The organism is Tsukamurella paurometabola (assembly GCF_900631615.1).
In the GTDB taxonomy this organism is placed as follows: domain Bacteria; phylum Actinomycetota; class Actinomycetes; order Mycobacteriales; family Mycobacteriaceae; genus Tsukamurella; species Tsukamurella paurometabola_A.
Window position 1 is genome coordinate 1,901,716 of record NZ_LR131273.1, and the last position, 24,462, is coordinate 1,926,177.

Here is a 24,462-nt window from a genome sequence, read left to right on the forward strand (position 1 = left end):
GGAACCAGGACAATCGGCAGCTGTGAGTGATGCCGTGGACGCCGAGATCGCGCAGATCCGGGACGCTCTGACGGCGCGCATGGGCGAGATCACGGTCTCCGTCGTCGCGTCGATCCGGCGCGAGATCCCGTTCTACGCCGACGCGGGCGCGGTCTCCGAGGAGATGGTGACGGCCGCGGTGCGCGACAACCTCAGCTACATGGTGCGGGCGCTCACCGACAGCGCCTTCGACACCGCCCCGGCCGCGGAGACCGGCCGCACCCGCGCCGAGATCGGGGTGCCGCTGGCGGCCATCATGCACGCCTACCGGATCGGTGTGCACCGCGTGTGGCAGGAGGTGCACGCGATCGCGGAGGCGCGGCCCGAGCTGAGCCGGCAGGCGCTGCTCCTCGCGACGCAGCACATGTGGGAGGCGCAGGACCAGTTCGTCGACGCGATGGCCGGCGCGCACCGGGACCGCACCACCGAGCAGGCGCTCGACGACGCCGCCGAACGCGACGCGCTGGCGGAACATCTTCTGCAGGGCCGTATTCCGAGCGACCAGAGCCTGTGGGAGATCGCGACCCTGCTCCGGATCCCCACGACGGGTCCGTACCTCGCGGTGGCGGCCGCGACCACCGAGGTGGGGCGGTCGCCGCTGCCCGGCATCGCCGACCGGCTGCGTGCGATCGACGCCTACTCCGCGTGGAGGCTCCTGCCGGACCAGCAGATCGGCATCGTCCACGCCCCCACGCCGGCGGTGCGCGCCGCGGTGATCGACCTGCTGCGCCGCGTGGCCGTCGCCCGGGTCGGCGTGAGCGCGCCCTTCGGCGACCTGCGCGACACCCCGCAGGGGCTCACCTTCGCGCGCCGCGAGCTGGTCGGGCCGGGCACCGGCGTCTCGGTGTTCGACGGTTCCGTGCTCGGCACCGCCGCGATCGCCGCGCCCGAGACCACCGTCGACCTGGCCCGGGGCGTGCTGCACGGGCTCTACGAACTGCCCGACGAGGATCGCGATCCCCTGTTCGCGACGTTCCGCGCGTGGGTCGCGCACGACGGGAACGTCAAGGACGCCGCCGCCGAGCTGTTCGTGCACCCCAACACCGTGCGGCACCGCCTACGGCGTGTGGAACAGCTGACCGGCCGATCCGTGGGCTCACCGCGGGAGGTGGCGGAGCTGTGCCTCGCCTTCGAGGTCGACGCCCGAGTCCGCCTGCAGGTGGACGCTGGCAAAGCCGGCTAGTCATCACACTGCAATTCCAAGCTGTGGTGATTGTGTTTCGTGACACCTCAGCGGGCGGAAAGGTGTTTGCGTCACCATCGACGCCACAGGGTGTTCCGGGTCACTCTGTAGAGGACGAATCCGACACCCGCCCACGAAGGACCTCCGATGACGAACCTCGCCGAGAACCTCACCGCCGCCGCAGCTTCGCACGCGGACACCGTCGCCCTGAAGTGCGACGATCTCCAGTTCACCTACGCGGAGTTCGACGACGCCGCCGCGCGGTTCGCGACCTACCTCGCGGAGCAGGGCATCGCGCCCGGCGATCGGGTGGGCATCATGCTCCCCAACACCCCGGCCTTCGCCATCGTCTTCTACGGCATCATGCGGCGCGGCGCCATCGCGGTGCCGATGAACCCCCTGCTCAAGGCGGCCGAGGTGGAGTACTACCTGGCGAACACCTCCGCCAAGGCGCTGTTCGCGACGCCGGTCTTCGCCGACGACGCCGAGGCGGGCGCCACGGCCGCGGGCGCGTCCTGCCACTTCGGCGACGACGCGGCCCTCGCGACCCTCCTCGCGAAGTACGAGCCGACCGCGGCGGTCGAGCCCCGCGAACCGTCGGACACGGCGGTCATCCTGCACACCTCCGGCACCACCGGCAAGCCCAAGGGCGCAGAACTGACGCACCAGGGCCTCGGCATGAACTGCGAGATCTCCGGCCGCACCCTGCTGCACCTGAGCAACGACGACGTGGTGATGGGCTGCCTGCCGCTGTTCCACGTCTTCGGCCTGACCTGCGGCCTCAACGCCGCGGTCCGCTTCGCCGCGACGCTCACCCTCATCCCGCGGTTCGACCCGCGCAAGGCGATCGAGGTGATCGGTCGCGATCACGTGACCGTGTTCCTCGGCGTGCCCACCATGTACGCCGCGCTGGTCGCCGCCCTCCAGCCCGGCGACGACGTCTCCTCGCTGCGGGCCTGCGGCTCGGGCGGCGCCGCCCTGCCGTTGCAGGTGATCGCCGACTTCGAGAAGGCCTTCAACGCGATCATCATGGAGGGTTACGGACTCTCCGAGACCTCGCCCGTCGCCTGCTTCAACCACCCGGACAAGCCCCGCAAGCCCGGCACCATCGGCACCCCCATCGAGGGCGTCTCGATGCGGGTGGTCGACGACGCCGGCAACGAGGTCCCGCAGGGCGAGCGCGGCGAGGTGCAGATCAGCGGCCACAACATCATGAAGGGCTACTGGAACCTGCCCGAGGCCACCGCCGCCGCGATCGACGCCGACGGCTGGTTCTCCACCGGGGACATCGGCATCGTCGACGAGGACGGCTACTTCTCGATCGTCGACCGCAAGAAGGAGATGATCATCCGCGGCGGGCTCAACGTCTACCCGCGCGAGCTCGAAGAGGTGCTCTACAGCCACCCCGAGATCGCCGAGGCCGCCGTCGTCGGCATCCCGCACGCCTCCCTCGGTGAGGAGGTGGGGGCGGCCGTCGCGCTCAAGGCCGGCAGCACGCTGACCGCCGAGGCGGTCCGCGACTTCGTCAAGGAGCGCGTCGCCTCGTACAAGTACCCCCGCCACGTCTGGCTGCTGGCCGAGCTGCCCAAGGGGGCCACCGGCAAGGTCCAGAAGCGCGACATCAGCATCCCGTCCGAGTACTCCGCCTAGAACCCGAACCTCCAGAGAGTCGAGGCACTGCCATGACCACCACCGATACCGATCAGACCCCCGAGGACGAGTTCGGCGCCCCGCTCGACATGCTCCTCGTCAACTCGACGAAGTCCTTCGCCTCCCGCATGATGCCGAACGCCGCGTGGGCGCGGATGGCGCAGTCGCTCGCCGGCAAGCCCGTCACCGTCGCCGAACGCGGCGCGGGGCTGGTCAAGGAGCTCGGGCTCATCGCCGCGGGCAAGAGCCAGCGCGCCCCGAAGAAGGGCGACTTCCGCTTCTCCGACCCGGCCTGGAAGGAGAACCCGCTGCTGCGCCGCGTCGAGCAGGCCTACCTCGCCGCCTCGGACACCGCAGACCAGCTCTACGAGGACGCGGACCTGGACTGGAAGGACGCCGAGAAGATGCGGTTCGTCCTCGACAACGCCATCGAGGGACTGTCGCCGACCAACAGCCCCCTGCTCAACCCGCTGGGATGGAAGGCGCTCATCGACACCGGCGGCCTCTCGGCGCTGCGCGGCGCGAAGAACTTCGCCCGCGACATGTCCAGCACGCCCCGCATCCCGTCGATGATCGACCCCGACGCGTACACCGTGGGCGAGACGCTGGCGACCACCAAGGGCACCGTCGTCCTGCGCACCCGGATGTTCGAGCTGATCCACTACGCCCCGCAGACCAAGCAGGTGCGCGAGGTGCCGCTGCTGCTGGTCCCGCCGGTGATCAACAAGTTCTACATCATGGACATCGCGCCGGGCCGCAGCCTGATCGAGTACTACGTCAAGGGCGGCCAGCAGGTCTTCGCGATCTCGTGGCGCAATCCGTCGGCGCGGCACCGGGACTGGGGCTTCGACGAGTACGGCGAGTCCATCGTCAAGGCGCTCGACGCGCTCGAGGTGATCACGGGCGCCGACAAGGCGAACGTCTTCGCCACCTGCTCGGGCGGCATCCTCACGTCGATGATGATCTCGCACCTGTTCGCCACCGGCCACGGCGACCGGATCGCCGGGCTCACGCTCGGTGTCACCGTCCTCGACCAGAGCCACGCGGGCCTCGGCTCCGCGCTGGCCAGCGAGCGCGGCGCCGAGGCGGCCATCCGCAGCTCGGCGAGCAAGGGCTATCTCGACGGTGCCGCCATGGCGGAGATGTTCGCGTGGCTCCGCCCGACGGACCTGGTGTGGCGGTACTGGGTGAACAACTACATCCAGGGGAAGTCGCCGGCGCCGTTCGACGTGCTGTTCTGGAACGCCGACACCACCCGGATGACCGCGAGCCTGCACAAGGACATGGTCATGATGGGCCTGCACAACACCCTGGTGACGCCGGGGGAGCAGATGATGATGGGCACCCCGGTGGACCTGTCGAAGATCGAGTGCGACGCCTACGTGCTGGGCGGCATCTCGGACCACATCTGTCCGTGGCAGGCCACCGAGCGCAGCGCCGCGCTGCTGGGCAGCAAGGACAACACCTACGTGCTGTCGACCGCCGGCCACATCGCCGCGCTGGTGAACCCGCCCGGCAATCCGAAGTCGTCGTTCCGCACCGGTCCGGTGCTGCAGGACCAGACGCCCGAGGAGTGGTTCGAGGCCGCCGAGAAGCAGGCGGGCTCCTGGTGGCCGCACCACCTGGCCTGGCTGGGCGAACGCAGCGGCGCCGAGGTCGACGCGCCCACCCAGCTGGGCGCCCCCGGTTACGAGCCGCTCGCCCCGGCGCCCGGCACCTTCGTGCACGAGAAGTGAGGAACGCATGACCACCACGATCTCCACCCCGCAGGACCTGCTCGGCCTCGTCGGGCGGCCGCTCGGCACCACCGAGTGGATGACCATCGACCAGGACCGGGTCGACCGCTTCGCCGATGCGACGGGCGATCACCAGTGGATCCACGTCGACCCGGAGAAGGCCGCCGCCGGACCGTACGGGCGCACGATCGCCCACGGCTACCTCACGCTCTCGCTGGCGCCGCTGTTCATCGCCGAGGCGCTCGTCGTCGAGAAGGTGCAGGCGGCCGTCAACTACGGCCTCAACAAGGTGCGCTTCCCGGCGCCCGTCCCCGTCGGATCCCGGGTGCGGGCCGCCGTGGAACTGGCCGGGGCGCAGGAGAAGCCGGCGGGGATCGAGGCCGTCATCCGCCTGACCTACGAGGTCGACGGCGCCGAACGCCCGGCCTGCATCGCCGAGACGGTGGTGCTGTACCGATGAGCGACGAGACGACGAGCGACGGGGCGACGGACGTCGAACCGCCCGACGAGCTGATCGCGACCGGCGGCCAGCGCATCCGGGTGCGCTACCGGCCCGGTGTGGGCGTGCCCCTGGTGCTGTGCAACGGGATCGGCGCGAGCCTGGAGGTGCTGGACCCGTTCGTGGCGGCGCTCGATCCGCAACGCCCGGTGCTGCGCTTCGACGTGCCCGGTACCGGCGAGTCGCCCACGTCGATCCTGCCGTACGGCTTCCCGTACCTGGCGTGGGTGCTGGGCCGGGTGCTGGACGAGCTGGACATCGGCGTCGTCGACATCCTGGGGCTGTCGTGGGGCGGCGCGCTGGCGCAGCAGTTCGCCTTCCAGAACCCGATGCGGTGCCGGCGCTTGATCCTCGTGTCCACGGGCACGGGCGCGATCATGGTGCCCGGCGATCCGCGGGTGCTGCGCAAGATGGTCACGCCGCGCCGGTTCCGCGACCCCGAGTACGCGGCGCAGGTCGCCGGCGAGCTGTACGGCGGCACGGTGCGGCAGGACGGCAAGGACATCGCCGAGACCTTCTCGCGCCAGATGCACGCGGGCTCGAAGATGGGCTACCTGCACCAACTGCTCGCCGGCTCGGTGTGGACGTCGATCTTCGCGCTGCCGGTGATCCGGCAGAAGACGCTGCTCGTGTTCGGCGAGGACGACCCGATCATCCCGATGATCAACGGGAGGATCTTCGAGACGCTGCTGCCCCGGGCGACGCTGTACCGCCACGACGGGGGCCACGTCGACCTCGTGACCCGGGCCGACGAGCTGGCCCCCGTGATCGACGAGTTCCTGGGGACGCCCCACCTGGGGAAGCGGCAGTGGCGCGGGCGGGTCGCCGGTCTGCTCACACCCGGCGACTGACCCTGGAATCATTCCAAAGTCGGGCGTACTCTATTTCGCATGAGTGAGGTGGACACCGCCGAGGACCGACTGCGGGGCGTGGGGCTGCGGATCACCGCGCCCCGGGTCGCCGCGCTCGGCTACCTCGACGGTCACCCGCACGCCACGGCCGACGACGTGGCCGAGTACCTGCGCGGCAGGCTCGGCACCGTCGCCACGCAGACCGTCTACGACGTGCTGCGCGTGTGCGCCGAGAAGGGCCTGCTCCGGCGCATCGAGCCCGCGGGCTCCGCGGTCCGGTACGAGGCCCGCGTCGCCGACAATCACCACCACCTGGTGTGCCGGTCGTGCGCGAAGATCGTCGACATCGACTGCGCCGTCGGCGCCGCGCCCTGCCTGACCGCGGACGACGACCACGGCTTCGTCATCGACGAGGCCGAGGTCACCTTCTGGGGCTACTGCCCCGACTGCGCGCCCTGATCCGCTGCCCGGCGGTGGATCGGAGCATCGCCCGGAGGCGGGTTGTGATCGGGACTACTGTCGTAGGGGAACGCCGCCCGGACCGGGCGGGCACCTACGCGAAGGAGCGCCGGATATGAGCTTGGACGTCGTCTACACCATCTCCTCGACCGCCACCGGTGGCGGTCGCGACGGGCACGTGAAGTCGGCCACCGGCCGCATCGACCTGGACACCCGGCCCCCGAAGGAGATGGGCGGCAACGGCGAGGGCACCAACCCGGAGGAGTTGTTCTCCGCCGGCTACGCGGCGTGCTTCCTGGGCGCGATCCGCGCCGTGGGCCGCAACGAGAAGGTCGCCGTCCCGGACGACACCACCGTCGACGTGACCGTCGGTTTCGGCAAGACCGAGTCGGGCTTCGGCATCAACGCCGCGATCAAGGCCACCCTCCCGGGCCTCGCCCAGGCCGACGCGGAGGCCCTCGTCGCCAAGGCGCACCAGCTCTGCCCCTACTCCAACGCGACGCGCGGCAACATCGACGTCGACCTGACCACCGCGGTCTGACCGACCCCTGAGCACGCTGCTGCGGCCCGCCGCCCTGGGGCTCGTCTTCCTGGGCGGCGCGGCCGGCACCCTCGTCCGCGCCGGGGTGGGGCACTGGCTGCCGCACACGCCGTTCGCCTGGGCCACGTTCGCGGTGAACATGGCCGGCGCGTTCCTCCTCGGCGGCATCGCCGAGGCACTCGCCCAGCGGCCCGACGACGAGCGGCACCGCCGCATCCGCCTGCTGCTCGGCACCGGCTTCTGCGGAGGCCTCACCACGTACAGCGCGTTCGCGCTGGACATCCACGACGCGGCCCCGGCCGTCGGCGCGCTGTACGCGGGTGCGACGGTGCTCCTCGGCCTCGTCGCGGCGCTCGCCGGGGCGGCGGTGGTGCGCCGATGATTCTTCTGACCGCGCTGGGCGGGGGCCTCGGGGCCGTCCTGCGCTTCCTGGCCGACGGTGCGCTGCGCGCCCGCCTCTCCTTCTGGGCGACCGCGGCGATCAACGTGTCGGGTTCGTTCGTGCTCGGCCTCCTCGCCGGGGCCGTCGCCGGCGGCGCGCTCGGCGGGACGGCGCTGGCGGTGCTCGGCACCGGCGTGTGCGGCGGCTACACGACCTTCAGCACCGCCACCGTCGAGACCCTGACGCTGCTGCGGGACAAGCGCTACCGGGACGGCGCGGTCTACGGGCTGGTGACGCTCGGCGCGAGTGTCGTCGCGGTGTGGGGCGGCTACGCCCTCGGCGCGCTCTGAGTCACGCGCCGCTGCGCTCGACCGCGTACCGGTACACCGGGCGGGTGAGGACGAGCGAGAGCAGCATCAGGAACATCACGATCACCGCGCCCCACATGGGCAGGCCCGCCAGCGGCGCGCCGTTGTGGTCGACGCCGAAGCGGCTCACCGGATCGGTGTAGTCGCGGGCATTGCCGAGCAGCGCCGACGCGGCGGCGAGCAGGACGCTCACGAACGCCGCGAGGCCGTACAGCGCGGTCGCCCAGCGCTGCCCGAACAGGGCGAACAGCCCCGTGAACGCCATCGCCGCGACGGCCACGAGCCCGGCGATCGCGATGATCAGGATCGTGATGGTGCGCACGCCCAGCGGCGACGCGGGAAAGTTCCCCGGGTAGCCGATTGTGCCGAGCAGCGCCGAACACTGGATGATGGCGGTCACGTACAGGGCGATCGCCCCCGCGCCCGCGGCGAGCGAGACGAGGACCCAGAGCCACATCGCGCCGGGCCGGCTCGGCTTACTCACTACGCGAGCTTCGCCTTGACGGCGGACGAGAGGCGCTTGCCGTCGGCGGCGCCGGCCGCCTTGGCGTTGGCGACCTTCATGACCTGGCCCATCTGGCGCACCGTCGGGGCCTCGCCGAGCTCGGCGGTGACCTCGGCGACCGCGGCGTCGACGAGGTCGTTCAGCTCGTCGTCGCTGAGCTGCTTCGGCAGGTAGCGCGACATGACCTCGGCCTCGGCGCGCTCCTTGGCTGCCAGCTCGTCGCGGCCGTTGGACTCGAAGATCTCGGCGGCCTCGCCGCGCTTCTTCACCTCGCGCGCGACCACCTTGAGGAACTCCTCATCGGTCAGCGCGTGCGCCGTGCCGGAGGTCTCCTCGTTCTGGATCGCCGAGAGCAGCATGCGCAGCGTGCCGGTGACCAGGGTGTCCTTGGCCTTCATCGCCGTCTTGAGGTCGTCGCGGATAGCGGCCTTCACTTCTGACATGTCCACCAAGTTACGCGGTGTGCGAGGGCGCGGCAGCTGAGTATCCTGGGGGAATGGCAGTACATCCTCTTCTCCGTGCCGGAGCCGGCCTGGCGGGCGCGGGCGTCGCGTCCATCGCCTACGCCACCGTCTTCGAGCGCAACGCCTTCACGCTGCGCGAGCACACGCTGCCGATCCTGCCGCCCGGCTCGCCGACGCTGCGGATCCTGCACATCTCGGACCTGCACATGACGCCCGGTCAGCGGCTCAAGCAGGCCTGGGTGCACGAGCTGGCCGCGCTCGAGCCCGACCTCGTGGTGAACACGGGCGACAACCTGTCGCACCCGCGGGCCGTCCCGTCGGTGGTGCAGACGCTCGATCCGCTGCTCGCCCGGCCCGGTCTGTTCGTCTTCGGTTCCAACGACTACTTCGGGCCGACGCCCAAGAATCCGGCCAAGTACTTCGACAAGAACCACGAGCGCAAGCACGGCGAGCCGCTGCCCTGGCAGGATCTGCGGGCCGCGTTCTCCGAGCGCGGCTGGCTGGACGCCACGCACGCGGTGCGGCGCCTGGAGGCGGGCGGCGTCACCATCTCCGTCGCGGGCGTCGACGATCCGCACATCGAGCGGGACCGGTACGAGACGATCGCCGGACGCGCCGACGAGTCCGTCGACCTGCGGCTCGCGCTGACCCATTCGCCGGAGCCGCGCGTGCTCGACCGGTTCGCCGCCGACGGCTACGACCTCGCCCTCGCCGGCCACACGCACGGCGGACAGCTGTGCCTGCCGGTGTACGGCGCACTCATCACCAACTGCGGCCTGGACCGGTCGCGGGTGAAGGGCGCCTCCGCGTGGGGCGCGCACATGAAGCTGCACGTGAGCGCCGGCCTCGGTACGTCGCCGTGGGCGCCGTTCCGCACCTTCTGCCGTCCGGAGGCCTCGCTGCTCACCCTCGTCGGAGCGCCGGTGCGCGACCGGGAGGTCGAGTTGGGGCCCGTTGTCGCGCCGGAGGCAGTACAGGTCTGACCTGCCGATTTCCTGCCCGACGGTGCCTGTAGTAACCTATTGCAGGTTGTTACAGTCACGGGGTGTGGCGCAGCTTGGTAGCGCGCTTCGTTCGGGACGAAGAGGTCGTGGGTTCGAATCCCGCCACCCCGACTCGTTGGTTGAGACGACAGCAGGGCCCCTGATCAGTGGAAACACTGGCCAGGGGCCTTACTTGTTCCCCGACACCGCGAGGCCCGAATCCGGCTCCGTCCGCAGTGCGTCCGCAGTAGATCCGGCCAGAGCCTCCACCGCGGCGTCCAGAGCGTCCGCAACCGCACCCAGATCGTCCGGGAACAGATCCGCGTACGTGTCCAGCGTCAGCGCCGCCGACGCGTGCCCGAGCATCGTCTGAACCGCCTTCACGTTCGCCCCGGCGGAGATCGCCAACGACGCAGCGGTGTGCCGCAGATCGTGCAGCGTCGGCCGCGGCCAGTCCGTCGTCGGCTCCCCGTCCTCGTCGATGCCGCGCAGCTTCTCAACCGCCTTGTTGAACACCCGCGTGCGGAACGTCGCGATCCGCAGCACGCCACCGGCCGGCGCCTGGAACACCAGATCCTCGCGGCCCTTGCCCTCCATCCGTCCGGCCAGCTCCGCGACCAGGAACCGGGGGAACGGCACGGACCGCCGCTCGTGGTTCTTCGGCGTCGACCACGTGAGCTTCCCCGACACCTCCGTGACCGAGCGGGTGACGTTCATCCGCCGCCGGAGCATGTCGAAGTCCTGCACCCGTAGCGCCGCCATCTCGCCGTACCGCAGGCCCGTGTAGGCGAGGAACCGGATTACGTCGCCGTCGCGGTCCATCGCCTCGACGAGCTCGGCGACCTGGCCGTGCGTGAGGTACGCCCGCGCGCTGTGCTTCCGGCGGGGTGCCTTCACCCCCTCGCACGGATTCCGCGGAATCCGCCGATCCTCCACCGCGAGCGCGAGGACCATGCGGAGCACGCCCAGCGCGTTCTCGATCGTCGCCGCCTGCGACCCGCCCGCGGCTAGGTCCGCGACCCACGCCCGCACCGCAGACGTCTGCACGTCGGCGACTGCCTTGCCCGCCCAAGTGTCGCGGACGTGCGTCGACCACGCCGAGGCTCGGGCGGCCAGGGTGGACGCTTTCACGTGCCCTTGAGTGCCGAGCCACTGCTCGTGCATCGCGCCGACGGTCACGGTGCCGGCGCCGGGCGCGACGTACGTCCCCGCCACGATCGTCGACGTCACCTCGTCCAGCCACGCCTGCGCGTCCGTTTTCCGGGTGAACCCGCGAGCGACCTCGCGGCCATCGGCGTCGACGTACCGGGCTCGCCAGCGGCGGCCCTTCCCGTGCTGCGCGGACGGCACGCGCTGCTCGTTTCCGTGCTCGTCACGGACGGTGCGCGTCCACCGATCCTCGACTCCGGCGCGACGGTTACGGCGCTGCGGATGCACCATCGCCGGTCCCGCTCTGGCGCTCGATCGCGGCCGCGACGTCGCGCGCGAACCGGCCCTTGGTGTGGTCGTTCATCCCGTCGATTGCAACCTGCAGACCGACTTCAAACTCGTGAATCGTGACGCCTGGCAGTTCGTAGTCCTTGGCGTAGATCGCCGCACTCATGATCGACTGTATTCGCTCGGTTGCGTCGTCGCGGCCAGCCTCTCGCATCACGCCTGCGAAGTGGATTGCGTCCTGCCCGAGGCTCACAATCGCGTCGACCACTTGGTCCGCCGAGGCGCGGAGTCGCACGCTCAGGAACTTGTCGACGGGCTCAAACGGGCTGAGGAGATCGTCGATACTGACGCCGAGAATCCCTGCAAGAGAACGAGCCTCGGCGAGATATAGCTTCCTCTCGCCTTTCTCAACCTTGTAGGTCGTGACCTGCTGCCACGAGTACCCGCGTTTCGTCATCGCTTCGGCGACCTGCGCCTGGCTCATGCCGACCGCCTCGCGGATCGCGCGGACCCGTTGAGCGATCCGCGCCTCTGTCTCGTCGCGTCCGCCGACGACGGTGGGAGCCGGGTCGGTGGTGCCCCACGGGTTACCTGTCTCATCTGCCACACCCCAACGGTAATCCGTTTCGCTGTTGACGCCATCATGAAATCAGTGTTACACCTATTCGCAGTCGCTCGGCAACACTGATACCGAGTGCCAACCAGAACGGAGCCCCCATGACCACGAACACGAGCGCCCGAGGGTGCTGCTCACCACGAAGCAGCTGGAGGCCAAGTACGGCATAAGCGCGAACACCTGGCGCTACTGGCGGTCGATCGGCACCGGACCGGCGGCGATCGTCCTCGGGAAGCGGAAGGTCCTGTACGACGCGGCGGTCGTCGAGGCCTGGGTGCAGGCCGGCGCCGAGAACGCCGAGACCGGTGGAGGTGCCGCGTGACCCGGCAGCGCCCCGGCGATGCGGGGTACATGCAGCCGCCCAGCGGAGGCTGCGACTACTGCGGTGGCGAGGTCCGCCGCTACCGGCCCGGCCTCGGCTGGGTCTGCCACCGCTGCGTCAGCCAGGCGCGGAAGGACCAGGAGCGGTGACCGCCCGCCGGCCCGGCTACAGCGCTAAGCGCGCCGGCATCCGCGCGCACTACGCCGCCGAGCACGAAGCGGCCATCCTCGCCCAGCACGAGCAAGAGGCGGCCGAGCAGTACGACGAGTTCGTCGACTACCTCGAGCACGACCTCATGGCCGAAGCGGCCGCCGCCCGATCACCACGAGAGGACCACCACGCATGAACGACCAGACCTACGCCGACGAGCTCGCCGCCGCGGCGAAGCGCGCGGGCCTGCTCATCGGCCGCAGGACCATCGCCGGGCACGTCGCCCTGGTGTGGTGCGACCGCCTGGGCGCGGCCTGCCCCGAGCCCGCCGACATGCGGGACCGGCCCCGCCACCGACACCGCGAGATCCGGCGCCTGCCCGCCCGCGTCGCCATCTACTGGATGGACAACTGCCCCGAAGCCGTCGAGGCCGCGAAGCGCAACGGCCTGGCGATGGGCCAGCGCACCGAAGCCGCTCCCGGATCCAGCGGCTCGGTCGTCGGCGACGTCGACCAGGTGATCGGCCAGGCCGAGACGAGCGGTGGTCCGTGGTGAGCACACACCTGTTCCTGCTCGCCGGGTTCTGCGGTGTCCTCGCTGCGGCGGCTGCGGTCGCGGACGGCGATCTCCGGCGCCGACAGCGGTCCGAGAGCCGGCGGCCGCACGCGGGCGACGCGCCGAAGCAGTCATCTAGACGGGCGCAGGACGGCGCGCGTAGACACCAGAGTGCAACCAGACCAGGAGGAGACCACCGTGGCGAACGCGCTGCCTGACCGCTACCGATCGCTCGAGGACCACGCGGACTGCGGCCTCGGCGCCGACGAGTTCGAAGGCGCCCGCCGCTTCACCCGACCGTCCGACCGAACGAACGAGGCCCCGGTGCGAACCGCCAAGCACGCCACCGGGACCTCCGACCAGATCACCCACCAGGAGACCGATCAATGACCAGCGTAGACCAGCAATTCCCACGCGCCACTCGGCGTGGCCACCTCGCGCGGGTGCTCGGCGAGTTCGCCGGCGTGGCGATCCGCACGGCGGAGCCCGGCACCGTCGACGTGCCGCACGACCCCGGCACGCTCGACGCGCTCGGCGTGTGCGCGGCCGAGTACACCGCGGCCGCGCGGGACCTCGCCGCGGTCCTCGGCTGCGAACCTCTCGAAGCGAGCCACCTGCTCGACGCGCTCGCGATCGCGTTCACGACGCTCGAGGCGGCCGAGTGATGGACCACCTGCCTGACCTGTGCTTCGCGGCCGTCCCGCACGTCGAGCGTTCGCGGTTGTTGGTCGTCTCGACGTTCGTCGACGATCCCGCGGGCGAGGTGTTCGTCGCGCTGGCGGACCGCTCGGCCGACCCGCACGATGCGAGCGACCACGTCGTCAGCCTCCGCGCCGCCGATGCTCTCACCGTCGCCGACGGGATCCGCTCCGCCGTCACCGAGGTCACCGCCATCGTCGCCGCCCGCCGCCGGAGGTCAGCATGATCTCCCCGCGAGTCTGCGAGCCCTGGTGCGTCGACGGCACCGGCCACCAGAACGGCGCCGTCGGCCGCAGCGACCAGACGTGCGTCAGCACCTCGACGACGGTGGAGCTGTACCTCGAGGAGCCCGAGCCGCAACGCGACGGCCTGACCTGGTTCGCGCCCCACGTGTCCACGAGCGCGATCGGCCGGTTCAACGAGTACGCCGTCGTGTCGTTGTACCTCGACGTGCTCGACGAGCGGCACGGCGAGATCGACCGCGAGCTCTGCCTGACCGCCGCCGAGGCCCGCCAGCTCGCCGTTGGCCTCACCGTGGCGGCGGACCTGATCGACCACCAGCACACCGAACCTGTTGGAGCGACACCATGATCGACCACCCCGCACGCGTACGACGCGTGCTGGCCGCCCTCGTCGCCGAGGGCGAACCGTTCGTCGCCGACCAGGTGCATGAGCGCGTTCCCCGCACCACGCGGGCGTGGCTCGAGGTGCACCGAACGTTCCTCGGCGGCGTCGTGGTGCACCTGGCTGAGGCCGGACAGATCGAGCACGCAGGCTGGGCCGACTCGCCCCGACGGCCGGGGTACCCAGCACGGGTCTGGCGGCCCGTCGACACCGGCGGCGGGTGATGTGCACGGGGGCGGGCCCCGCCTTTCAGGCGGCCCTCTGCGATCGAGCTGGGTAAGGCACCGCCCCCGCACCGCCGACGGTACGCGCAGCGACCCACGCCGCGCCACGTCAATACATTCCCGCCCGGACCGAACGCGGTAGCCTGTACGGACACGCTGCTGGCTTTGGACCGAGCACCCGCCGAGGTTCCCACGTCCAAACCGCCAGCACACAATTCGCCGCTGGCGCTGGGCCGGGCCTCCCACAGCAGGAGCCCCACATGCCCGCACCCACCACCCTCACGCTGCAGCAGAAGGCCCTGACGCCGCTCCTCGAGAAGCACCTCGTCCGCCCCTGGCCGGACTTCGGAACCGCCGTCGGCGTCGGCTCCGCGTCCGCCGCCCACCGTGCACTCAAGACCCTCGAGGCCGCCGGCCGGATCACCGTCGTGCGCACCGGGCACAGGCTCCTCGCCCCGACGGCGGACATCCTCCAGCTGCTCGGCCTCACCCACGCCGAAGCCGCGAGGATCGTCTACGGCCCCGGCGGTGCACCCGAGGCTGCCGAGGATCCGCGCGACGACGAGGCCGACGACCTCACGGTGGACGGTGCCCTGTGACCGACCACCAGTCCGGCGAACCGCCCGGGAACAGATTCGCCGAGCGGCTGCTGTCCCTCGACGACCTCGGACGCCTCCGCGAGCCGCCGCCCCTGTACCGCGCCGCCGACGGCCGCCCACTGCTCTACCGCGGCACCCTCGCGCAGCTCTCCGGCGGCTACGGCACCTTCAAGTCGTTCATCGCGATCGACGCCGCATGCACAGTCGCATCGGGCCTCGCGACCACCGAACCTGAGGACGTCGTATTCGTCGCCGCGGAGGGCGCCGCCGGGCTGCGTAAGCGGATCCTCGCATGGTGCGACGTCCACGACGTCGAGGCCGCCACCGTGGGCGCGCACCTGCGCGTGCACAACGGTGCGATCCAGCTCGGCAGCCCCGTCGACATGGACCAGGTCAAGGCGCACTGCATCGAGGACCGGCCTGCGCTCCTCATCGTGGACACCCGCGCGAAGTGCTCCATCGGCGTCGAGGAGAACGACTCCACGGCACAAGGGCCGCTCATCCGTGCCGTCGAGGACATCGTCGACAAGACCGGGACCACCGCGCTCGTCATCCACCACACGGGCAAGACAGGGTCGGATCGAGGAACCAACGCCTGGCCATCGGGCGTGTGGTCTCACCTGGTCCTCACCAAGGGCAAGAAGGAGTTCACGGCCAGCATCGAGTGCGAGAAGCACAAGGACGCCCCGAGCGGCTGCAAGCACGACGTGCGGCTCGTCCGGCACCAGCTTCCCGAGACGGCGGTTTCGCCGCGCCGGCACGACGAGCCGACGGCCGACTACGACGAGCGGCGTTGCACGCTCGCGGTCACCGGCACCCCGTCAGTCACGCAGCAGGTCGATCCGGTCAGCGAGGTTGAAGAGCACCTCGACCGCCTCGACGTGCCGCTCGCTCACGGCCGGGATCGTGCGCGTGCGACTCTCGCTGAGCACGACGTTCGGGTCCGCAACGAGGTGTTGACCGCCGCGATCAAGCGCCGCCGTGAACGCGCTGAGGGCGGGATGCGACCTGTCCCCGAGGCTCCGGGACAGGTGCTGTCCCCCAGTCCCGGGGACAGCGCACCCGTGGGCGGGCAATCGCCGCAGGTCGCACCTGTCCCCAGCGACTCCGGGACAGTCGGGGACGGCACCTGTCCCCGTCCCCCTCTCTCTATAGAGAGGGGGACAGGTGGGCCGGGTAGTACCGGAACAGGTGGGGTGGGACAGGTTCGGGAACAGGAAGGTCACGCTGCCGCCGACTCCGACTACCTCGACGAGGCTGCCACGGAATCAGGCATGGCACCGGAGTCCGGTAGGTCTCTGATCGAGGGCAAGAGGTCCTCGGAACCTGAGCCGCAAGGCGAAGGTGGAGAGGTTCTCGCGGCAGCCTGTTCTGGAGTGCGGCAGAGCATCGGACCGCAGGACGACGGGCAGGATCACGAACACGTCGAGCGGGTGCTGGCCGAGCCCGGTATCGAGGCCGCCGCGGGAACCGCTCCGCTGCGCTCCACGAACCCCTTGCCCTCGGGCCCCGCCCAACAGGACTCCGTCAGCGTGCCCGAGATCCCCGCCCGCTCCGCCAGCTCCACCGTCGGCGCCAGCAGCAGGGCCACGGAGCTCGGCATGACCGAGGACGCGTATCGGCACGCTGTGACCTTGGTGACCGGCCGCCTTCACCGGCAGCTCACGGAGGGCGCCGCGAACCGGACCGAGCTCGACAAGAGGCTCAAGGGCAGCAAGTACGGGACCGGCCACGGTGACGAGAAGATCCGCGCTCCACGGCTCCTGGGTGATGCCCTCGAATCGCTTCTGGACCAGGGCACGGTGATCGCGCCTGACGGAACCGGCGTCGGCGCGCGCTACCGCCTCGCCACAGACACCCGGAGGTCCGCGTGATCGACGACGACCCGGTCGCCGAAGAGCTCGCTCAGCATCCGCCCCGCACCGGTCCGTGGTTCCGGTGCCGGCGCGCCCAGATGTTGCGCCTCGTCAGCTTCACCGGCCCCGACCACTGGACGCACCGGCAGATCGCGACCCGGTACGGCGTCACCGTCCAGGTCGTCGCCGACCAGATCCGGCAGGCCCGACGCGAACACGCCGCCAGCCCGGTCGGTTCTAGAACCGACCCCGCGCCCGACGACGAACCGAGGACGCCATGACCGGTGAAATCAGCGACGGTGTAGACGAGGAGGTGACGATCGTGCGACCAGACCAGGTGGACGACCACCTCCGCGCCGTCGAGGCCGCGCGGATGCGACGCGACGGTGCCCAGTGGGCGGACATCGCCGACCAGGTCGGCTACGCGAGCCCTGGCAGCGCACACAGGGCCGTGACTCGGCTCGTGCGGCGCGAATCCGTGGAGTCGGCCGCCGAGTACCGGGAGATCGCCCTCGCCCGGTACGAGTGGCTGTACGGCGAGGCTGTGCGGCGGATCCAGTCCGCCGACTCTCGGGCGCTCGTCGGGTCCGCGCAGATGATCTCGACCGCGCTCAAGGCGCAGGACCGGATCGTCGCGCTGCTCGGTCTCGCCGCGGACGCCGGGCAGCTCGCGCCGACGGTACAGGGCCGCGAGCAAATCGACCGCGACGTCGCTGTGATCCGGGCGCGACTGCAGCAGCTCACCGCGGGCGAGGACACCACCGTCGAGACCATCGACGTCGAAGCCGAGGAGGCATGCAATGACACTGACCACCCGTGACCTCGCCGAGGTAGCCCGGCTCGCGAACCTCACGCTGAGCTGGCTCGTCGACGTCGCCGACACTCCCCCTGTGCGCGTCGCGACCGACCCGGACGCGAAGTTGGCCGCCGCCCGCAGCGAGATCGCTGCGCGGTGGCCCGCCGTCGTGGACATGGCCGGAACAGTCGCCGTGGCCGCGGATCTCGCCGACGCTGAGGTCGATGCCGGCCGCCTCGCCGCCGATCACCCTGCCGTGCTCGCGGTGCAGTCTCAGCGACGCATGTACGCGGTCACGCTCGAGGTGGGCCCGCCCGATGCACCCGCAGTGCCACCTCAGCCCAATCCGGTGGACGACAGCCACCACGCGGTGCGCCGCCTCCTCGACGGTCTGCAGCCGCTCGCCCAGCGCGACGACACCCGCGCGTTCATCGAGGGGGCACGCGCCGCGGCTGACGCCTTGACGGCCGAGACCCGCCGAAGCCACGGTGAGGAGCAGCTGTGATCGAGAACGAGGGCCGCCCGAGCACGAACATGCTGCCCGCTCCGCCAGCCACCACGACGGCGCTGCCCGGCCCGAAGGTGCTCCACATCAAGGCAGCCATGATCGCCGAGGTGGCCCGCGGGATCGCTGCGCGGCTCGACCGCCCGGGCGCCACCTCACTCAGCGCGCAGACCGCGCCTGACCTGGCCCGCGAGATGACCCGACTCGTCCGCTGGGCCGACGAGAGGCACTTCCACACCGGTGTCACCGAGCTCGCCGAGCTGAAAGCCCTGACCTACGACGAAGGGGACTTCATGCGTCGGCATACCGACAACAGCTACGAGGGCATCATCCTGCCCGGCATGGACGAACCCGTCGGACGCGTCCCGTTCGCCACCCAGCTGTACCTGTCTGAGCCCGGGGTCGACTACGAGGGCGGAGAACTCGTGATCGGCCGAAAGGTGCTGCAGCCCGGGATCGGTGACGTAGTGGTCCTCCGCGGCGACGTCCCGCACGAAGTCCGGCCCATCACCAGCGGCACCCGCATCGCCGTCAAGGCACTCGTGCAGGTAGCCACGTACCTCCGCTGGGAGTGGACCCCGCGACTGAGCCGCTACCTCGCGCGTCACCCCAGCTGAGGCCGGGCCACCTTCCGGCAGCGTGTCGCACGATCAACCACGGGGTATGTCGCAGCACCGATCGAATGCGATGCACGAGAAGGGATCATAGGCGCGCGAGGTGACCTTTTTGAGCAGCGGTACATGAGGATCCCAATTCCATGCCAGCCACCGCGAAATGCAGAGGCCAGTGACCGAGGCCGCACCCGCGAGCTTCAGGGCAGCCGCAGCGGACTGGACCGACGTGCCGGTGGTCCACATGTCATCAACCAGCAGTACCCTCTTCCCGTCGATGATGCGACGCACCGGATCAGGCACCGCGAACCGGTCAGCGTTAGCAACTCTCGGAGCATCGTACGAACCCACCCCGATACGGCGCCGAGGGATGCGGCGCTCACCGTTGCTGTCGGGCTCGTCTCCCACCAGCCGCGCTACGGTCGTTGCCACCCTGGCCACCGGATGGTGCCCGACTCGTAGGGTTCGTGAGGGCACGTAAGTCGCGGCAGCCCAATCTAGGCCGTCCTCCGCCTGCCTCATACATCGGTCGTGTATCCATGTGACGATGTTCGTCAGCATGTGGACGTCAGCGACGCTGCGTTCCGGCGGGTTGGTGCTCTTGTACAGACGCATCGTCTGCGCGCTCTGCGAACGTCCGGATGGGCTCCACCCGTCGGTATATGAGAGGAAGTACGTGTGATCGCAGGTCAGCCCGTCGAGCGCGGCCTCCGTGTTTGAGCACGTGCCGCACGTATGGGAAGGGGAGGGCTGTCGGCACACGGTGCAGATTCCTGGTCCGGCAGGTTCGACGTTGTGGAAGTAGGAGATCCGGCTTAGACCGGTCCGAACCGCGTCACGGCCTTCCTCGTTCGGATCTGTCACCACCCACTGCCCGACAGGGTCGACAGCCGTGCGCGCAACGACTGGTCGGCAGCGGCGATCCGCTCCAGCTGCTCGATCGCCTCATGGGCCGTATCGACGACGAACACGTCCGGCCGGCCGGCCAAGTCAAGGCCCCACGTTGTGCCCGTAGCAACGCTGCGGTGCAGCACCAGCCGCCGACCGTGCGCAACGGCCTCGGATGCTTGGTGCTTGGTGCCGGACTTCTCACTGGCCTCCGCGATCACGGTGACCTGAGCGAAGGCACTCATCGTCCGATTTCGTGCGGGGAACGCCCACTTCGCTCCCCGGAATCCCGGCAGGAACTGGGTGAGCACCAGGCCGCGGTCAGCGATGGCCCTCTGCAGCAGGCGGTTGGGAGCCGGATAGGCGACATCGATGCCCGTGCCAATAACTCCGACCACTCGGCCCCCCCACTCCAGAGCCGCAGTCATCGCCGCGGTGTCGACGCCCTCCGCGAGGCCCGACACAACCGTCACGTCATGCTCGACCAGGCCGCGCGCCACCGTGGCGGCAAACTCCAGGGCCGCAGCAGACGCCCTACGTGACCCGACGATCGCCACTGCGGGAGTGTCCTCGGCGAGCGTCCCCTCCGCCATCAGTAGCGACGGGGGACGCCGAGCCGCCCGCACCCGATCCGGGTACTCGGAGTCGAGGACCGTGAGGACCTTCCAGCCGAGATCGGTCCACCTGTCGATGTCGTGCTGGGCGCCGTCACGGTCCGGGTCCGAGCCAGGAACGGACATCAAGGTCGCGCCAACGTGAGCGTCCCACACCGCGTCAGCGGAACCGCAGTCGAGCAGTTCCTCGCCAAGGGTGCTCTGCGTGAGGTTGCCCGGGAGATCCCGCATCAGCGCCACGACAGTCGCGGCGGTCGAGTACTTCACCATTTCCTCCGTTCGCTGTGTGGGGACGGCGGGCTCTATGCGGGTTTCACCCCTGTCTGATGACGGACCTAAGCATACGGCGCGCCGGTGACATCAGCGGCGGCGATCACGACCATACCGACGAGTTCAATGCCCTCATGGACGCCGTCGCGGGGTCCGCACGGCCTATACGAAGCCCAGACCGAACCCACCACACAGACGATCACCATCCGCGTCGTCCGGGCGGTGTAGCTATCCGACCAGCACCCGCCACATGACGATCGCGTTGACAGTCGCGACCATGCCCGCGAACGATGCAGCCCAGTCATACGCCGTGAACGGTGTGCTCTGGTGGTGATGGCAGCGCCGGAACAACCCGGGCCGCGCATTCCTGCAGCGCGTAGCACCGTCTTTCGTCCAAGCCGAGCACTGGTACGTCCAGCCAAGAGCGAGGGCAGCGGGGATCCCGACGGCGACGACACCGAGCCAGAACAGCCACAGGCGGTCCTGGACCGCCGCCGCGAGGACAAGCCAGACGAGCAGATCACCGCCCGCTGCACCACTCGTCGCTCGCGCCGTCCGTGCTGCAGGCGATCGCGGTGTCGTCTGTGCAGCGCGACGACTTGCCCCGCTCGTGCGATTGACGGGCTGCTGCATGAAGGGTGACGCCGCAGGGCGACCGCTTCGCCGCGTGTAGCGGCACACTGTCCCCGGCCTGTGTGTTCCTACTTCGCACCGTCGGTCGTACTGGCACATGGACACCAGCGTGGCACAACTTTCCGCGACACGCCCTCGTGCCGTTCAGTTGGAGTGCACCCATGCTGGACACCGCCCCTGCCCGGTCGCCACGTACAAATAGAGTCCAGAACGGTATTGATTGACAGTCGTCTAGGAACACCATAGAGTCCAACTAGACACCACCAAGCACCACCGCCCGAGAGGCCACCATGACCACCGCGACCGCCACCGGCCAGCGCATCGGATACGTCCGCGTCTCCACCGTGGACCAGAACACCGACCGGCAGCTCGACGGGATCCCTGTGGACCGCATGTTCACCGACAAGGCGAGCGGCAAGACCGCCGACCGGCCCGCGCTGGCCGAGGCCCTGCGATTCGTCCGCGACGGCGACACCCTCGTCGTGCACTCCATGGACCGACTCGCCCGCAACGTCGAGGATCTCCGCCGCATCGTCCGCGAGCTCACCGCGGCCGGCGTGCGCGTCGAGTTCGTCAAGGAGGCGCTGACGTTCACCGGCGACGACTCGCCCATGAGCGAGCTGCTGCTGACGATGCTCGGGGCGGTCGCCGAGTTCGAGCGGTCGTTGATCCTCGAGCGGCAGCGTGAGGGCATCGCGATCGCCAAGGCTGCCGGGAAGTACCGCGGCCGCAAGGCCAAGCTGACCGACGACCAGGCCGCCGAGCTGCGCGCCCGCCTCGCCGCGGGCGAGAGCCCGTCGAAGCTGGCCGCCGACTACGGCATCAGCCGCGCCAGCGTCTACAACTACCGGGCCGCGGCATGACCGGTCGCGATCCCTGGATCACCCTCGAGCAGCAGCGGGCCCGCCGGGACATCCTCGTGGCGATCGCCGAGGCGATGGACCACCACCGCGACGTCCTCGAGATCATGTTCGCGGCCGACGATATCGACGGCGCGGTCGCCGAGCTCCAGGCCCGCTACGGCTGGACCGCGCACCAGGCCGCCGCGGTCACGGACCTGCAGTGGCGGCGCCTACCGAGAGTCGAGCGGGAGCGGATCACGACCGCGCTCGGCGACCTGACCGCCGAGATCGCGCGCGTCGAGGCCGAGCAGCACAACCTCCGGGAGCTGTGACGATGCGCCCTATCGAGCCGGGCGGCACTCTCGACGAGGCGATCCGCCACCTGTACCACCGGATCCTCGCCGCGACCGGCGTCGTCGAGCTGGTCACGGACGAGAGCCTCATCGACGTCGGCGACCCCGCCGACGCGCTGTTCTGGCTCCTCGCCTCCGTCGACAAGGAGGGCCGCCGAGTCCCTGCCGATCTCGCGGACGAGGTCGTCGCGGTCGCGGAGTCGTTGATCGAGCGCGGCGGCCACCTCGACGCGAAGGACGGAGCAACCTTGCGCGACGCCGTCAACGGCCTTCGCGCCATGACCGACGAGGACCTCCTCGAGGCGCTCCTCGCCGCGGGTGCCGGCGTCCTGAGCCCCACCGAGATCGGCATGGTCACCACCGACCGCGATGCCGGCGAGACCCTCGACGCCGTCGAAGGCGCGGTCTACTTCCTCGCGCTCAACGACGTCGCCCTGACTCCGGAGGTCGCCGCCGCGGCGCGGGCCGTCGTCGACGCCGACTTCCCGACGATCCCCGGCGCGAGCGCGATCTACCAGCGCACCGTGAGCCGCCTCAACGAGAACCTCGCGAAGATCATCCCGCGCACCTGAGCCTGACCGTACGGTCGATGCATGACGTTGCTCATTTCCATGCTGGCGAGAGACGAGATCGCCGTCGTGATGGACACGTTCGGGATGGGCGGTGAAGCGGGCCGGCACTACACCAAGTGCTGGGCGCCCGACTCCGGACGCTTCATCGTCGCCGGCACAGGGCTGGCCGACGTTGTCAGCCCGTGGCTCGACCAGGTCGCCGCGATGCCCGCCGCATCCGAGCCGCACGCCGTCGCCGAGATGACCCCCGCCTTCCTCGCGATGCGATCGGCGGACCTACCCGTCGAGGCCGAGGGGCACCACTCGACGGCGTACATCTACTCGTTCTCTGCGGATCGTCACTCCCCACTGCGACAGTCGTTCTCCTCACGTGACTCGTTCGAGCGCAGGGACAACGTCACTGAGGGATTCTGGATCGTTCCGCAGGTGCCGATCCCGCCACAGCTCGTCCACGACGGATTTGAGGGCACTGACCAGCAGTTGCTCGCGCTGGCTCGGTACGTTGCGCTCGAGTGCGACAGGGGCGCGTCGGAGGTCCACATTGCGGGCGATGCGAGGGTCATCCGTATCAACCCACGCGGACTTATGCAGGTGGGCACGATCGGGCGGATCCGCTAGCCAGCCCCGCGCTCGCGCGCACCCGGCAGATTTCCCAGAAGCGGCCGCCCAACGCGGGCGGCTGAGGTGGAATTGCGCGCATGGACCTACCAGTCAACGAGCAAGATCGTCAGGCCCTCGACGCTGCCGCTAAGACGATCGGCCACCAGGTGACGATCGAAGGAGATCTCTACTGGGCGCGACCGCGGGGCGCCATCGCGGGGCACAAGTGCAGGTTTGCCACGTCCAGTCACGACGACATGGTCACCTACCTGCGCGGCCGCGCCAACCGTGGCACCTGGACCCTGGACTTGCAGGATCCCGACGTTGACATCGAGGCCATCGGCGGCACAGCGGTTGCGATAACCGACCGCGCCACCGGCGACCGAGTGGAAGTGTCCGGGGGACTACTGAAGGTGGTTCCTGGTGAGCCCGTGGCGGACTTCTACACCAAGGAGCCCGCTCGCATCGGGCGCTGGTACTGCTAGTCCGCAGCCAGTCCGCAGTAGCCGGAGCGAGCCCCATCCGGCGCCAACGACCACAACGCGCTGACGTGGTAATTTCCGTACGCGCCGTGAAGCGCCAACGCCGCAAACGCCCAGGACGCCGAGTTCGGGACGAAGAGGTCGTGGGTTCGAATCCCGCCACCCCGACTCGTTGGTTGAGACGACAGCAGGGCCCCTGATCAGTGGAAACACTGGCCAGGGGCCTTACTTGTTTCCTTGTCGAATCTGACTGTGAAACCTCCTCGACCAGGCGCGACGACCGTGACACCATCGCGGCATGGCTGATGACCGGGTACAGCTGAGGTCGATCTCGCAGGGGAACCCGCGGGGCGCCGGGCAGGACGATCTGCCGGCGCTGTTGCGCAGGTTCGCCGACACCGTCGAGGCATTGGGCACCATCGAGGTGGAGGACCTTGTTATGCACGACGAGATCACCGAGGACAGGAGCTGGCTCAGCTTCACGCTCTACTACTCCAAGCCGCGCCTTGCGGCGGTGCCCGACGACTGACGCTGCGAACCCAGCGTCGTGGGCG

The 24,462-nt window shown here is 69.9% G+C and carries 37 protein-coding genes and 1 tRNA gene; 32 read left to right on the top strand and 6 right to left on the bottom strand.

What is annotated here, in order from left to right; translation table 11 throughout:
• The first annotated feature begins 22 nt into the window (after positions 1–22).
• The 9 genes from ELY19_RS09470 (at position 23) to ELY19_RS09510 (ending at position 7,690) form a co-directional block, all read left to right on the top strand.
• Positions 23–1,222 (top strand): PucR family transcriptional regulator, encoded by a 1,200-nt coding sequence (locus ELY19_RS09470; protein ID WP_227966697.1) that lies wholly within the window; start codon positions 23–25, stop codon positions 1,220–1,222.
• Between the two features lie 147 nt (positions 1,223–1,369).
• The gene (locus ELY19_RS09475; RefSeq protein WP_126195970.1) at positions 1,370–2,872 is read left to right on the top strand and encodes a long-chain-fatty-acid--CoA ligase; all 1,503 of its coding nucleotides are present in this window, start codon (positions 1,370–1,372) and stop codon (positions 2,870–2,872) included.
• Between the two features lie 32 nt (positions 2,873–2,904).
• A complete protein-coding gene (locus ELY19_RS09480; RefSeq protein WP_126195971.1) occupies positions 2,905–4,608 on the top strand; it encodes a PHA/PHB synthase family protein in 1,704 nt (567 codons plus the stop codon).
• Positions 4,609–4,615: 7 nt separating this feature from the next.
• The gene (locus tag ELY19_RS09485; RefSeq protein ID WP_126195972.1) at positions 4,616–5,068 is read left to right on the top strand and encodes a MaoC family dehydratase; all 453 of its coding nucleotides are present in this window, start codon (positions 4,616–4,618) and stop codon (positions 5,066–5,068) included.
• Positions 5,065–5,958 carry a poly(3-hydroxyalkanoate) depolymerase gene (gene phaZ / locus ELY19_RS09490; RefSeq protein ID WP_126195973.1) on the top strand — a complete coding sequence of 298 codons (894 nt, stop codon included), beginning with the start codon at positions 5,065–5,067 and terminating at the stop codon, positions 5,956–5,958. Before ELY19_RS09485 ends, phaZ begins: the two co-directional genes overlap by 4 nt.
• Positions 5,959–5,997: 39 nt before the next feature.
• On the top strand, positions 5,998–6,417 hold the full coding sequence (locus ELY19_RS09495; RefSeq protein WP_126195974.1) for a Fur family transcriptional regulator: 420 nt from the start codon (positions 5,998–6,000) through the stop codon (positions 6,415–6,417).
• A 115-nt stretch (positions 6,418–6,532) separates the two neighbouring features.
• Positions 6,533–6,958, top strand: a complete 426-nt coding sequence (locus ELY19_RS09500; RefSeq protein WP_068525953.1) for an organic hydroperoxide resistance protein — start codon at positions 6,533–6,535, stop codon at positions 6,956–6,958.
• Positions 6,959–7,043: 85 nt separating this feature from the next.
• Positions 7,044–7,340, top strand: coding sequence for a fluoride efflux transporter FluC (locus ELY19_RS09505; RefSeq protein ID WP_232015607.1), 297 nt, complete (start codon positions 7,044–7,046; stop codon positions 7,338–7,340).
• Positions 7,337–7,690, top strand: coding sequence for a fluoride efflux transporter FluC (locus tag ELY19_RS09510; protein ID WP_126195976.1), 354 nt, complete (start codon positions 7,337–7,339; stop codon positions 7,688–7,690). Before ELY19_RS09505 ends, ELY19_RS09510 begins: the two co-directional genes overlap by 4 nt.
• Before the next feature lies 1 nt (position 7,691).
• Here ELY19_RS09510 and ELY19_RS09515 read toward each other — a convergent pair whose 3' ends face one another.
• Positions 7,692–8,192: a hypothetical protein gene (locus tag ELY19_RS09515; RefSeq protein ID WP_126195977.1), complete on the bottom strand. Its 501-nt coding sequence runs from the start codon at positions 8,190–8,192 to the stop codon at positions 7,692–7,694.
• Entirely contained in the window at positions 8,192–8,656 is a 465-nt protein-coding gene (locus tag ELY19_RS09520; protein WP_126195978.1) for a GatB/YqeY domain-containing protein, read from the bottom strand. The genes ELY19_RS09515 and ELY19_RS09520 overlap by 1 nt, the downstream gene beginning before the upstream one ends.
• 53 nt (positions 8,657–8,709) lie before the next feature.
• Here ELY19_RS09520 and ELY19_RS09525 point away from each other — a divergent pair, with 53 nt between their 5' ends.
• Positions 8,710–9,660, top strand: a complete 951-nt coding sequence (locus tag ELY19_RS09525; protein ID WP_126195979.1) for a metallophosphoesterase — start codon at positions 8,710–8,712, stop codon at positions 9,658–9,660.
• A 58-nt stretch (positions 9,661–9,718) separates the two neighbouring features.
• Positions 9,719–9,792, top strand: a tRNA-Pro gene (locus ELY19_RS09530).
• A 57-nt stretch (positions 9,793–9,849) separates the two neighbouring features.
• On the opposite strand, the gene ELY19_RS09535 is transcribed toward ELY19_RS09530, so the two are convergent.
• Both ELY19_RS09535 and ELY19_RS09540 read right to left on the bottom strand, forming a co-directional pair.
• Positions 9,850–11,100, bottom strand: a complete 1,251-nt coding sequence (locus tag ELY19_RS09535; RefSeq protein ID WP_126195980.1) for a tyrosine-type recombinase/integrase — start codon at positions 11,098–11,100, stop codon at positions 9,850–9,852.
• Positions 11,078–11,704 (bottom strand): helix-turn-helix domain-containing protein, encoded by a 627-nt coding sequence (locus ELY19_RS09540; protein WP_126195981.1) that lies wholly within the window; start codon positions 11,702–11,704, stop codon positions 11,078–11,080. Before ELY19_RS09540 ends, ELY19_RS09535 begins: the two co-directional genes overlap by 23 nt.
• A gap of 136 nt (positions 11,705–11,840) precedes the next feature.
• Between ELY19_RS09540 and ELY19_RS09545 the strand changes: the two genes are divergently transcribed.
• The 15 genes from ELY19_RS09545 to ELY19_RS09610 all read left to right on the top strand — a co-directional run bounded on the left by ELY19_RS09545 (position 11,841) and on the right by ELY19_RS09610 (position 18,660).
• On the top strand, positions 11,841–12,035 hold the full coding sequence (locus ELY19_RS09545; protein ID WP_126195982.1) for a helix-turn-helix transcriptional regulator: 195 nt from the start codon (positions 11,841–11,843) through the stop codon (positions 12,033–12,035).
• Positions 12,032–12,184 (top strand): hypothetical protein, encoded by a 153-nt coding sequence (locus ELY19_RS23460; protein ID WP_164711572.1) that lies wholly within the window; start codon positions 12,032–12,034, stop codon positions 12,182–12,184. The genes ELY19_RS09545 and ELY19_RS23460 overlap by 4 nt, the downstream gene beginning before the upstream one ends.
• Positions 12,181–12,381: a hypothetical protein gene (locus ELY19_RS09550; RefSeq protein ID WP_126195983.1), complete on the top strand. Its 201-nt coding sequence runs from the start codon at positions 12,181–12,183 to the stop codon at positions 12,379–12,381. Before ELY19_RS23460 ends, ELY19_RS09550 begins: the two co-directional genes overlap by 4 nt.
• Positions 12,378–12,740: a hypothetical protein gene (locus ELY19_RS09555; RefSeq protein ID WP_126195984.1), complete on the top strand. Its 363-nt coding sequence runs from the start codon at positions 12,378–12,380 to the stop codon at positions 12,738–12,740. Before ELY19_RS09550 ends, ELY19_RS09555 begins: the two co-directional genes overlap by 4 nt.
• A gap of 198 nt (positions 12,741–12,938) precedes the next feature.
• The gene (locus ELY19_RS09560) at positions 12,939–13,130 is read left to right on the top strand and encodes a hypothetical protein (protein ID WP_126195985.1); all 192 of its coding nucleotides are present in this window, start codon (positions 12,939–12,941) and stop codon (positions 13,128–13,130) included.
• Positions 13,127–13,405: a hypothetical protein gene (locus tag ELY19_RS09565; RefSeq protein WP_126195986.1), complete on the top strand. Its 279-nt coding sequence runs from the start codon at positions 13,127–13,129 to the stop codon at positions 13,403–13,405. The genes ELY19_RS09560 and ELY19_RS09565 overlap by 4 nt, the downstream gene beginning before the upstream one ends.
• Positions 13,405–13,665, top strand: a complete 261-nt coding sequence (locus tag ELY19_RS09570; protein WP_126195987.1) for a hypothetical protein — start codon at positions 13,405–13,407, stop codon at positions 13,663–13,665. The genes ELY19_RS09565 and ELY19_RS09570 overlap by 1 nt, the downstream gene beginning before the upstream one ends.
• Positions 13,662–14,030 carry a DUF6907 domain-containing protein gene (locus ELY19_RS09575; RefSeq protein ID WP_126195988.1) on the top strand — a complete coding sequence of 123 codons (369 nt, stop codon included), beginning with the start codon at positions 13,662–13,664 and terminating at the stop codon, positions 14,028–14,030. The genes ELY19_RS09570 and ELY19_RS09575 overlap by 4 nt, the downstream gene beginning before the upstream one ends.
• Positions 14,027–14,287, top strand: coding sequence for a hypothetical protein (locus tag ELY19_RS09580; RefSeq protein ID WP_126195989.1), 261 nt, complete (start codon positions 14,027–14,029; stop codon positions 14,285–14,287). The genes ELY19_RS09575 and ELY19_RS09580 overlap by 4 nt, the downstream gene beginning before the upstream one ends.
• A 260-nt stretch (positions 14,288–14,547) precedes the next feature.
• Positions 14,548–14,886: a hypothetical protein gene (locus ELY19_RS09585; protein ID WP_126195990.1), complete on the top strand. Its 339-nt coding sequence runs from the start codon at positions 14,548–14,550 to the stop codon at positions 14,884–14,886.
• Complete coding sequence (locus ELY19_RS09590; protein WP_126195991.1) at positions 14,883–16,760, top strand: AAA family ATPase; 1,878 nt, start codon at positions 14,883–14,885, stop codon at positions 16,758–16,760. Before ELY19_RS09585 ends, ELY19_RS09590 begins: the two co-directional genes overlap by 4 nt.
• Positions 16,757–17,023: a hypothetical protein gene (locus tag ELY19_RS09595; protein ID WP_126195992.1), complete on the top strand. Its 267-nt coding sequence runs from the start codon at positions 16,757–16,759 to the stop codon at positions 17,021–17,023. The genes ELY19_RS09590 and ELY19_RS09595 overlap by 4 nt, the downstream gene beginning before the upstream one ends.
• Entirely contained in the window at positions 17,020–17,562 is a 543-nt protein-coding gene (locus ELY19_RS09600) for a hypothetical protein (protein ID WP_126195993.1), read from the top strand. Before ELY19_RS09595 ends, ELY19_RS09600 begins: the two co-directional genes overlap by 4 nt.
• On the top strand, positions 17,543–18,043 hold the full coding sequence (locus ELY19_RS09605; protein WP_126195994.1) for a hypothetical protein: 501 nt from the start codon (positions 17,543–17,545) through the stop codon (positions 18,041–18,043). Before ELY19_RS09600 ends, ELY19_RS09605 begins: the two co-directional genes overlap by 20 nt.
• Positions 18,040–18,660: a 2OG-Fe(II) oxygenase gene (locus tag ELY19_RS09610; RefSeq protein WP_126195995.1), complete on the top strand. Its 621-nt coding sequence runs from the start codon at positions 18,040–18,042 to the stop codon at positions 18,658–18,660. The genes ELY19_RS09605 and ELY19_RS09610 overlap by 4 nt, the downstream gene beginning before the upstream one ends.
• A 33-nt stretch (positions 18,661–18,693) precedes the next feature.
• Here ELY19_RS09610 and ELY19_RS24120 read toward each other — a convergent pair whose 3' ends face one another.
• Positions 18,694–19,269 carry a phosphoribosyltransferase gene (locus ELY19_RS24120; RefSeq protein WP_322745649.1) on the bottom strand — a complete coding sequence of 192 codons (576 nt, stop codon included), beginning with the start codon at positions 19,267–19,269 and terminating at the stop codon, positions 18,694–18,696.
• Positions 19,270–19,514: 245 nt separating this feature from the next.
• Positions 19,515–20,426: a DNA-processing protein DprA gene (locus ELY19_RS09620; protein ID WP_126195997.1), complete on the bottom strand. Its 912-nt coding sequence runs from the start codon at positions 20,424–20,426 to the stop codon at positions 19,515–19,517.
• Positions 20,427–21,349: 923 nt separating this feature from the next.
• On the opposite strand from ELY19_RS09620, the gene ELY19_RS09625 reads away from it, so the two are divergent.
• From ELY19_RS09625 to ELY19_RS09650, 6 genes are all read left to right on the top strand, one after another.
• Positions 21,350–21,922, top strand: a complete 573-nt coding sequence (locus tag ELY19_RS09625; protein WP_126195998.1) for a recombinase family protein — start codon at positions 21,350–21,352, stop codon at positions 21,920–21,922.
• On the top strand, positions 21,919–22,233 hold the full coding sequence (locus ELY19_RS09630) for a hypothetical protein (protein ID WP_126195999.1): 315 nt from the start codon (positions 21,919–21,921) through the stop codon (positions 22,231–22,233). Before ELY19_RS09625 ends, ELY19_RS09630 begins: the two co-directional genes overlap by 4 nt.
• A gap of 2 nt (positions 22,234–22,235) precedes the next feature.
• On the top strand, positions 22,236–22,826 hold the full coding sequence (locus ELY19_RS09635; RefSeq protein ID WP_126196000.1) for a hypothetical protein: 591 nt from the start codon (positions 22,236–22,238) through the stop codon (positions 22,824–22,826).
• A gap of 21 nt (positions 22,827–22,847) precedes the next feature.
• Positions 22,848–23,444, top strand: coding sequence for a hypothetical protein (locus ELY19_RS09640; protein ID WP_126196001.1), 597 nt, complete (start codon positions 22,848–22,850; stop codon positions 23,442–23,444).
• A gap of 80 nt (positions 23,445–23,524) precedes the next feature.
• Complete coding sequence (locus tag ELY19_RS09645) at positions 23,525–23,911, top strand: hypothetical protein (protein WP_126196002.1); 387 nt, start codon at positions 23,525–23,527, stop codon at positions 23,909–23,911.
• Positions 23,912–24,206: 295 nt separating this feature from the next.
• Complete coding sequence (locus tag ELY19_RS09650) at positions 24,207–24,437, top strand: hypothetical protein (RefSeq protein WP_126196003.1); 231 nt, start codon at positions 24,207–24,209, stop codon at positions 24,435–24,437.
• Positions 24,438–24,462 lie beyond the last annotated feature (25 nt).

Excerpts from the sequence above, each read along its gene's own strand:
- ELY19_RS24120 (WP_322745649.1), bottom strand. The coding sequence starts at position 19,269 with ATGCGTCTGTACAAGAGCACCAACCCGCCGGAACGCAGCGTCGCTGAC.
- ELY19_RS09625 (WP_126195998.1), top strand. The coding sequence starts at position 21,350 with ATGACCACCGCGACCGCCACCGGCCAGCGCATCGGATACGTCCGCGTC.
- ELY19_RS09630 (WP_126195999.1), top strand. The coding sequence starts at position 21,919 with ATGACCGGTCGCGATCCCTGGATCACCCTCGAGCAGCAGCGGGCCCGC.
- ELY19_RS09575 (WP_126195988.1), top strand. The coding sequence starts at position 13,662 with ATGATCTCCCCGCGAGTCTGCGAGCCCTGGTGCGTCGACGGCACCGGC.
- ELY19_RS09640 (WP_126196001.1), top strand. The coding sequence starts at position 22,848 with ATGACGTTGCTCATTTCCATGCTGGCGAGAGACGAGATCGCCGTCGTG.
- ELY19_RS09580 (WP_126195989.1), top strand. The coding sequence starts at position 14,027 with ATGATCGACCACCCCGCACGCGTACGACGCGTGCTGGCCGCCCTCGTC.
- ELY19_RS09570 (WP_126195987.1), top strand. The coding sequence starts at position 13,405 with ATGGACCACCTGCCTGACCTGTGCTTCGCGGCCGTCCCGCACGTCGAG.
- phaZ (WP_126195973.1), top strand. The coding sequence starts at position 5,065 with ATGAGCGACGAGACGACGAGCGACGGGGCGACGGACGTCGAACCGCCC.
- ELY19_RS09555 (WP_126195984.1), top strand. The coding sequence starts at position 12,378 with ATGAACGACCAGACCTACGCCGACGAGCTCGCCGCCGCGGCGAAGCGC.
- ELY19_RS09475 (WP_126195970.1), top strand. The coding sequence starts at position 1,370 with ATGACGAACCTCGCCGAGAACCTCACCGCCGCCGCAGCTTCGCACGCG.
- ELY19_RS09645 (WP_126196002.1), top strand. The coding sequence starts at position 23,525 with ATGGACCTACCAGTCAACGAGCAAGATCGTCAGGCCCTCGACGCTGCC.
- ELY19_RS09600 (WP_126195993.1), top strand. The coding sequence starts at position 17,020 with ATGACCGGTGAAATCAGCGACGGTGTAGACGAGGAGGTGACGATCGTG.
- ELY19_RS09510 (WP_126195976.1), top strand. The coding sequence starts at position 7,337 with ATGATTCTTCTGACCGCGCTGGGCGGGGGCCTCGGGGCCGTCCTGCGC.
- ELY19_RS09500 (WP_068525953.1), top strand. The coding sequence starts at position 6,533 with ATGAGCTTGGACGTCGTCTACACCATCTCCTCGACCGCCACCGGTGGC.
- ELY19_RS09585 (WP_126195990.1), top strand. The coding sequence starts at position 14,548 with ATGCCCGCACCCACCACCCTCACGCTGCAGCAGAAGGCCCTGACGCCG.
- ELY19_RS09635 (WP_126196000.1), top strand. The coding sequence starts at position 22,236 with ATGCGCCCTATCGAGCCGGGCGGCACTCTCGACGAGGCGATCCGCCAC.
- ELY19_RS09520 (WP_126195978.1), bottom strand. The coding sequence starts at position 8,656 with ATGTCAGAAGTGAAGGCCGCTATCCGCGACGACCTCAAGACGGCGATG.
- ELY19_RS09525 (WP_126195979.1), top strand. The coding sequence starts at position 8,710 with ATGGCAGTACATCCTCTTCTCCGTGCCGGAGCCGGCCTGGCGGGCGCG.
- ELY19_RS09485 (WP_126195972.1), top strand. The coding sequence starts at position 4,616 with ATGACCACCACGATCTCCACCCCGCAGGACCTGCTCGGCCTCGTCGGG.
- ELY19_RS09480 (WP_126195971.1), top strand. The coding sequence starts at position 2,905 with ATGACCACCACCGATACCGATCAGACCCCCGAGGACGAGTTCGGCGCC.
- ELY19_RS09620 (WP_126195997.1), bottom strand. The coding sequence starts at position 20,426 with ATGGTGAAGTACTCGACCGCCGCGACTGTCGTGGCGCTGATGCGGGAT.
- ELY19_RS09605 (WP_126195994.1), top strand. The coding sequence starts at position 17,543 with ATGACACTGACCACCCGTGACCTCGCCGAGGTAGCCCGGCTCGCGAAC.
- ELY19_RS09565 (WP_126195986.1), top strand. The coding sequence starts at position 13,127 with ATGACCAGCGTAGACCAGCAATTCCCACGCGCCACTCGGCGTGGCCAC.
- ELY19_RS09495 (WP_126195974.1), top strand. The coding sequence starts at position 5,998 with ATGAGTGAGGTGGACACCGCCGAGGACCGACTGCGGGGCGTGGGGCTG.
- ELY19_RS09650 (WP_126196003.1), top strand. The coding sequence starts at position 24,207 with ATGGCTGATGACCGGGTACAGCTGAGGTCGATCTCGCAGGGGAACCCG.
- ELY19_RS09535 (WP_126195980.1), bottom strand. The coding sequence starts at position 11,100 with ATGGTGCATCCGCAGCGCCGTAACCGTCGCGCCGGAGTCGAGGATCGG.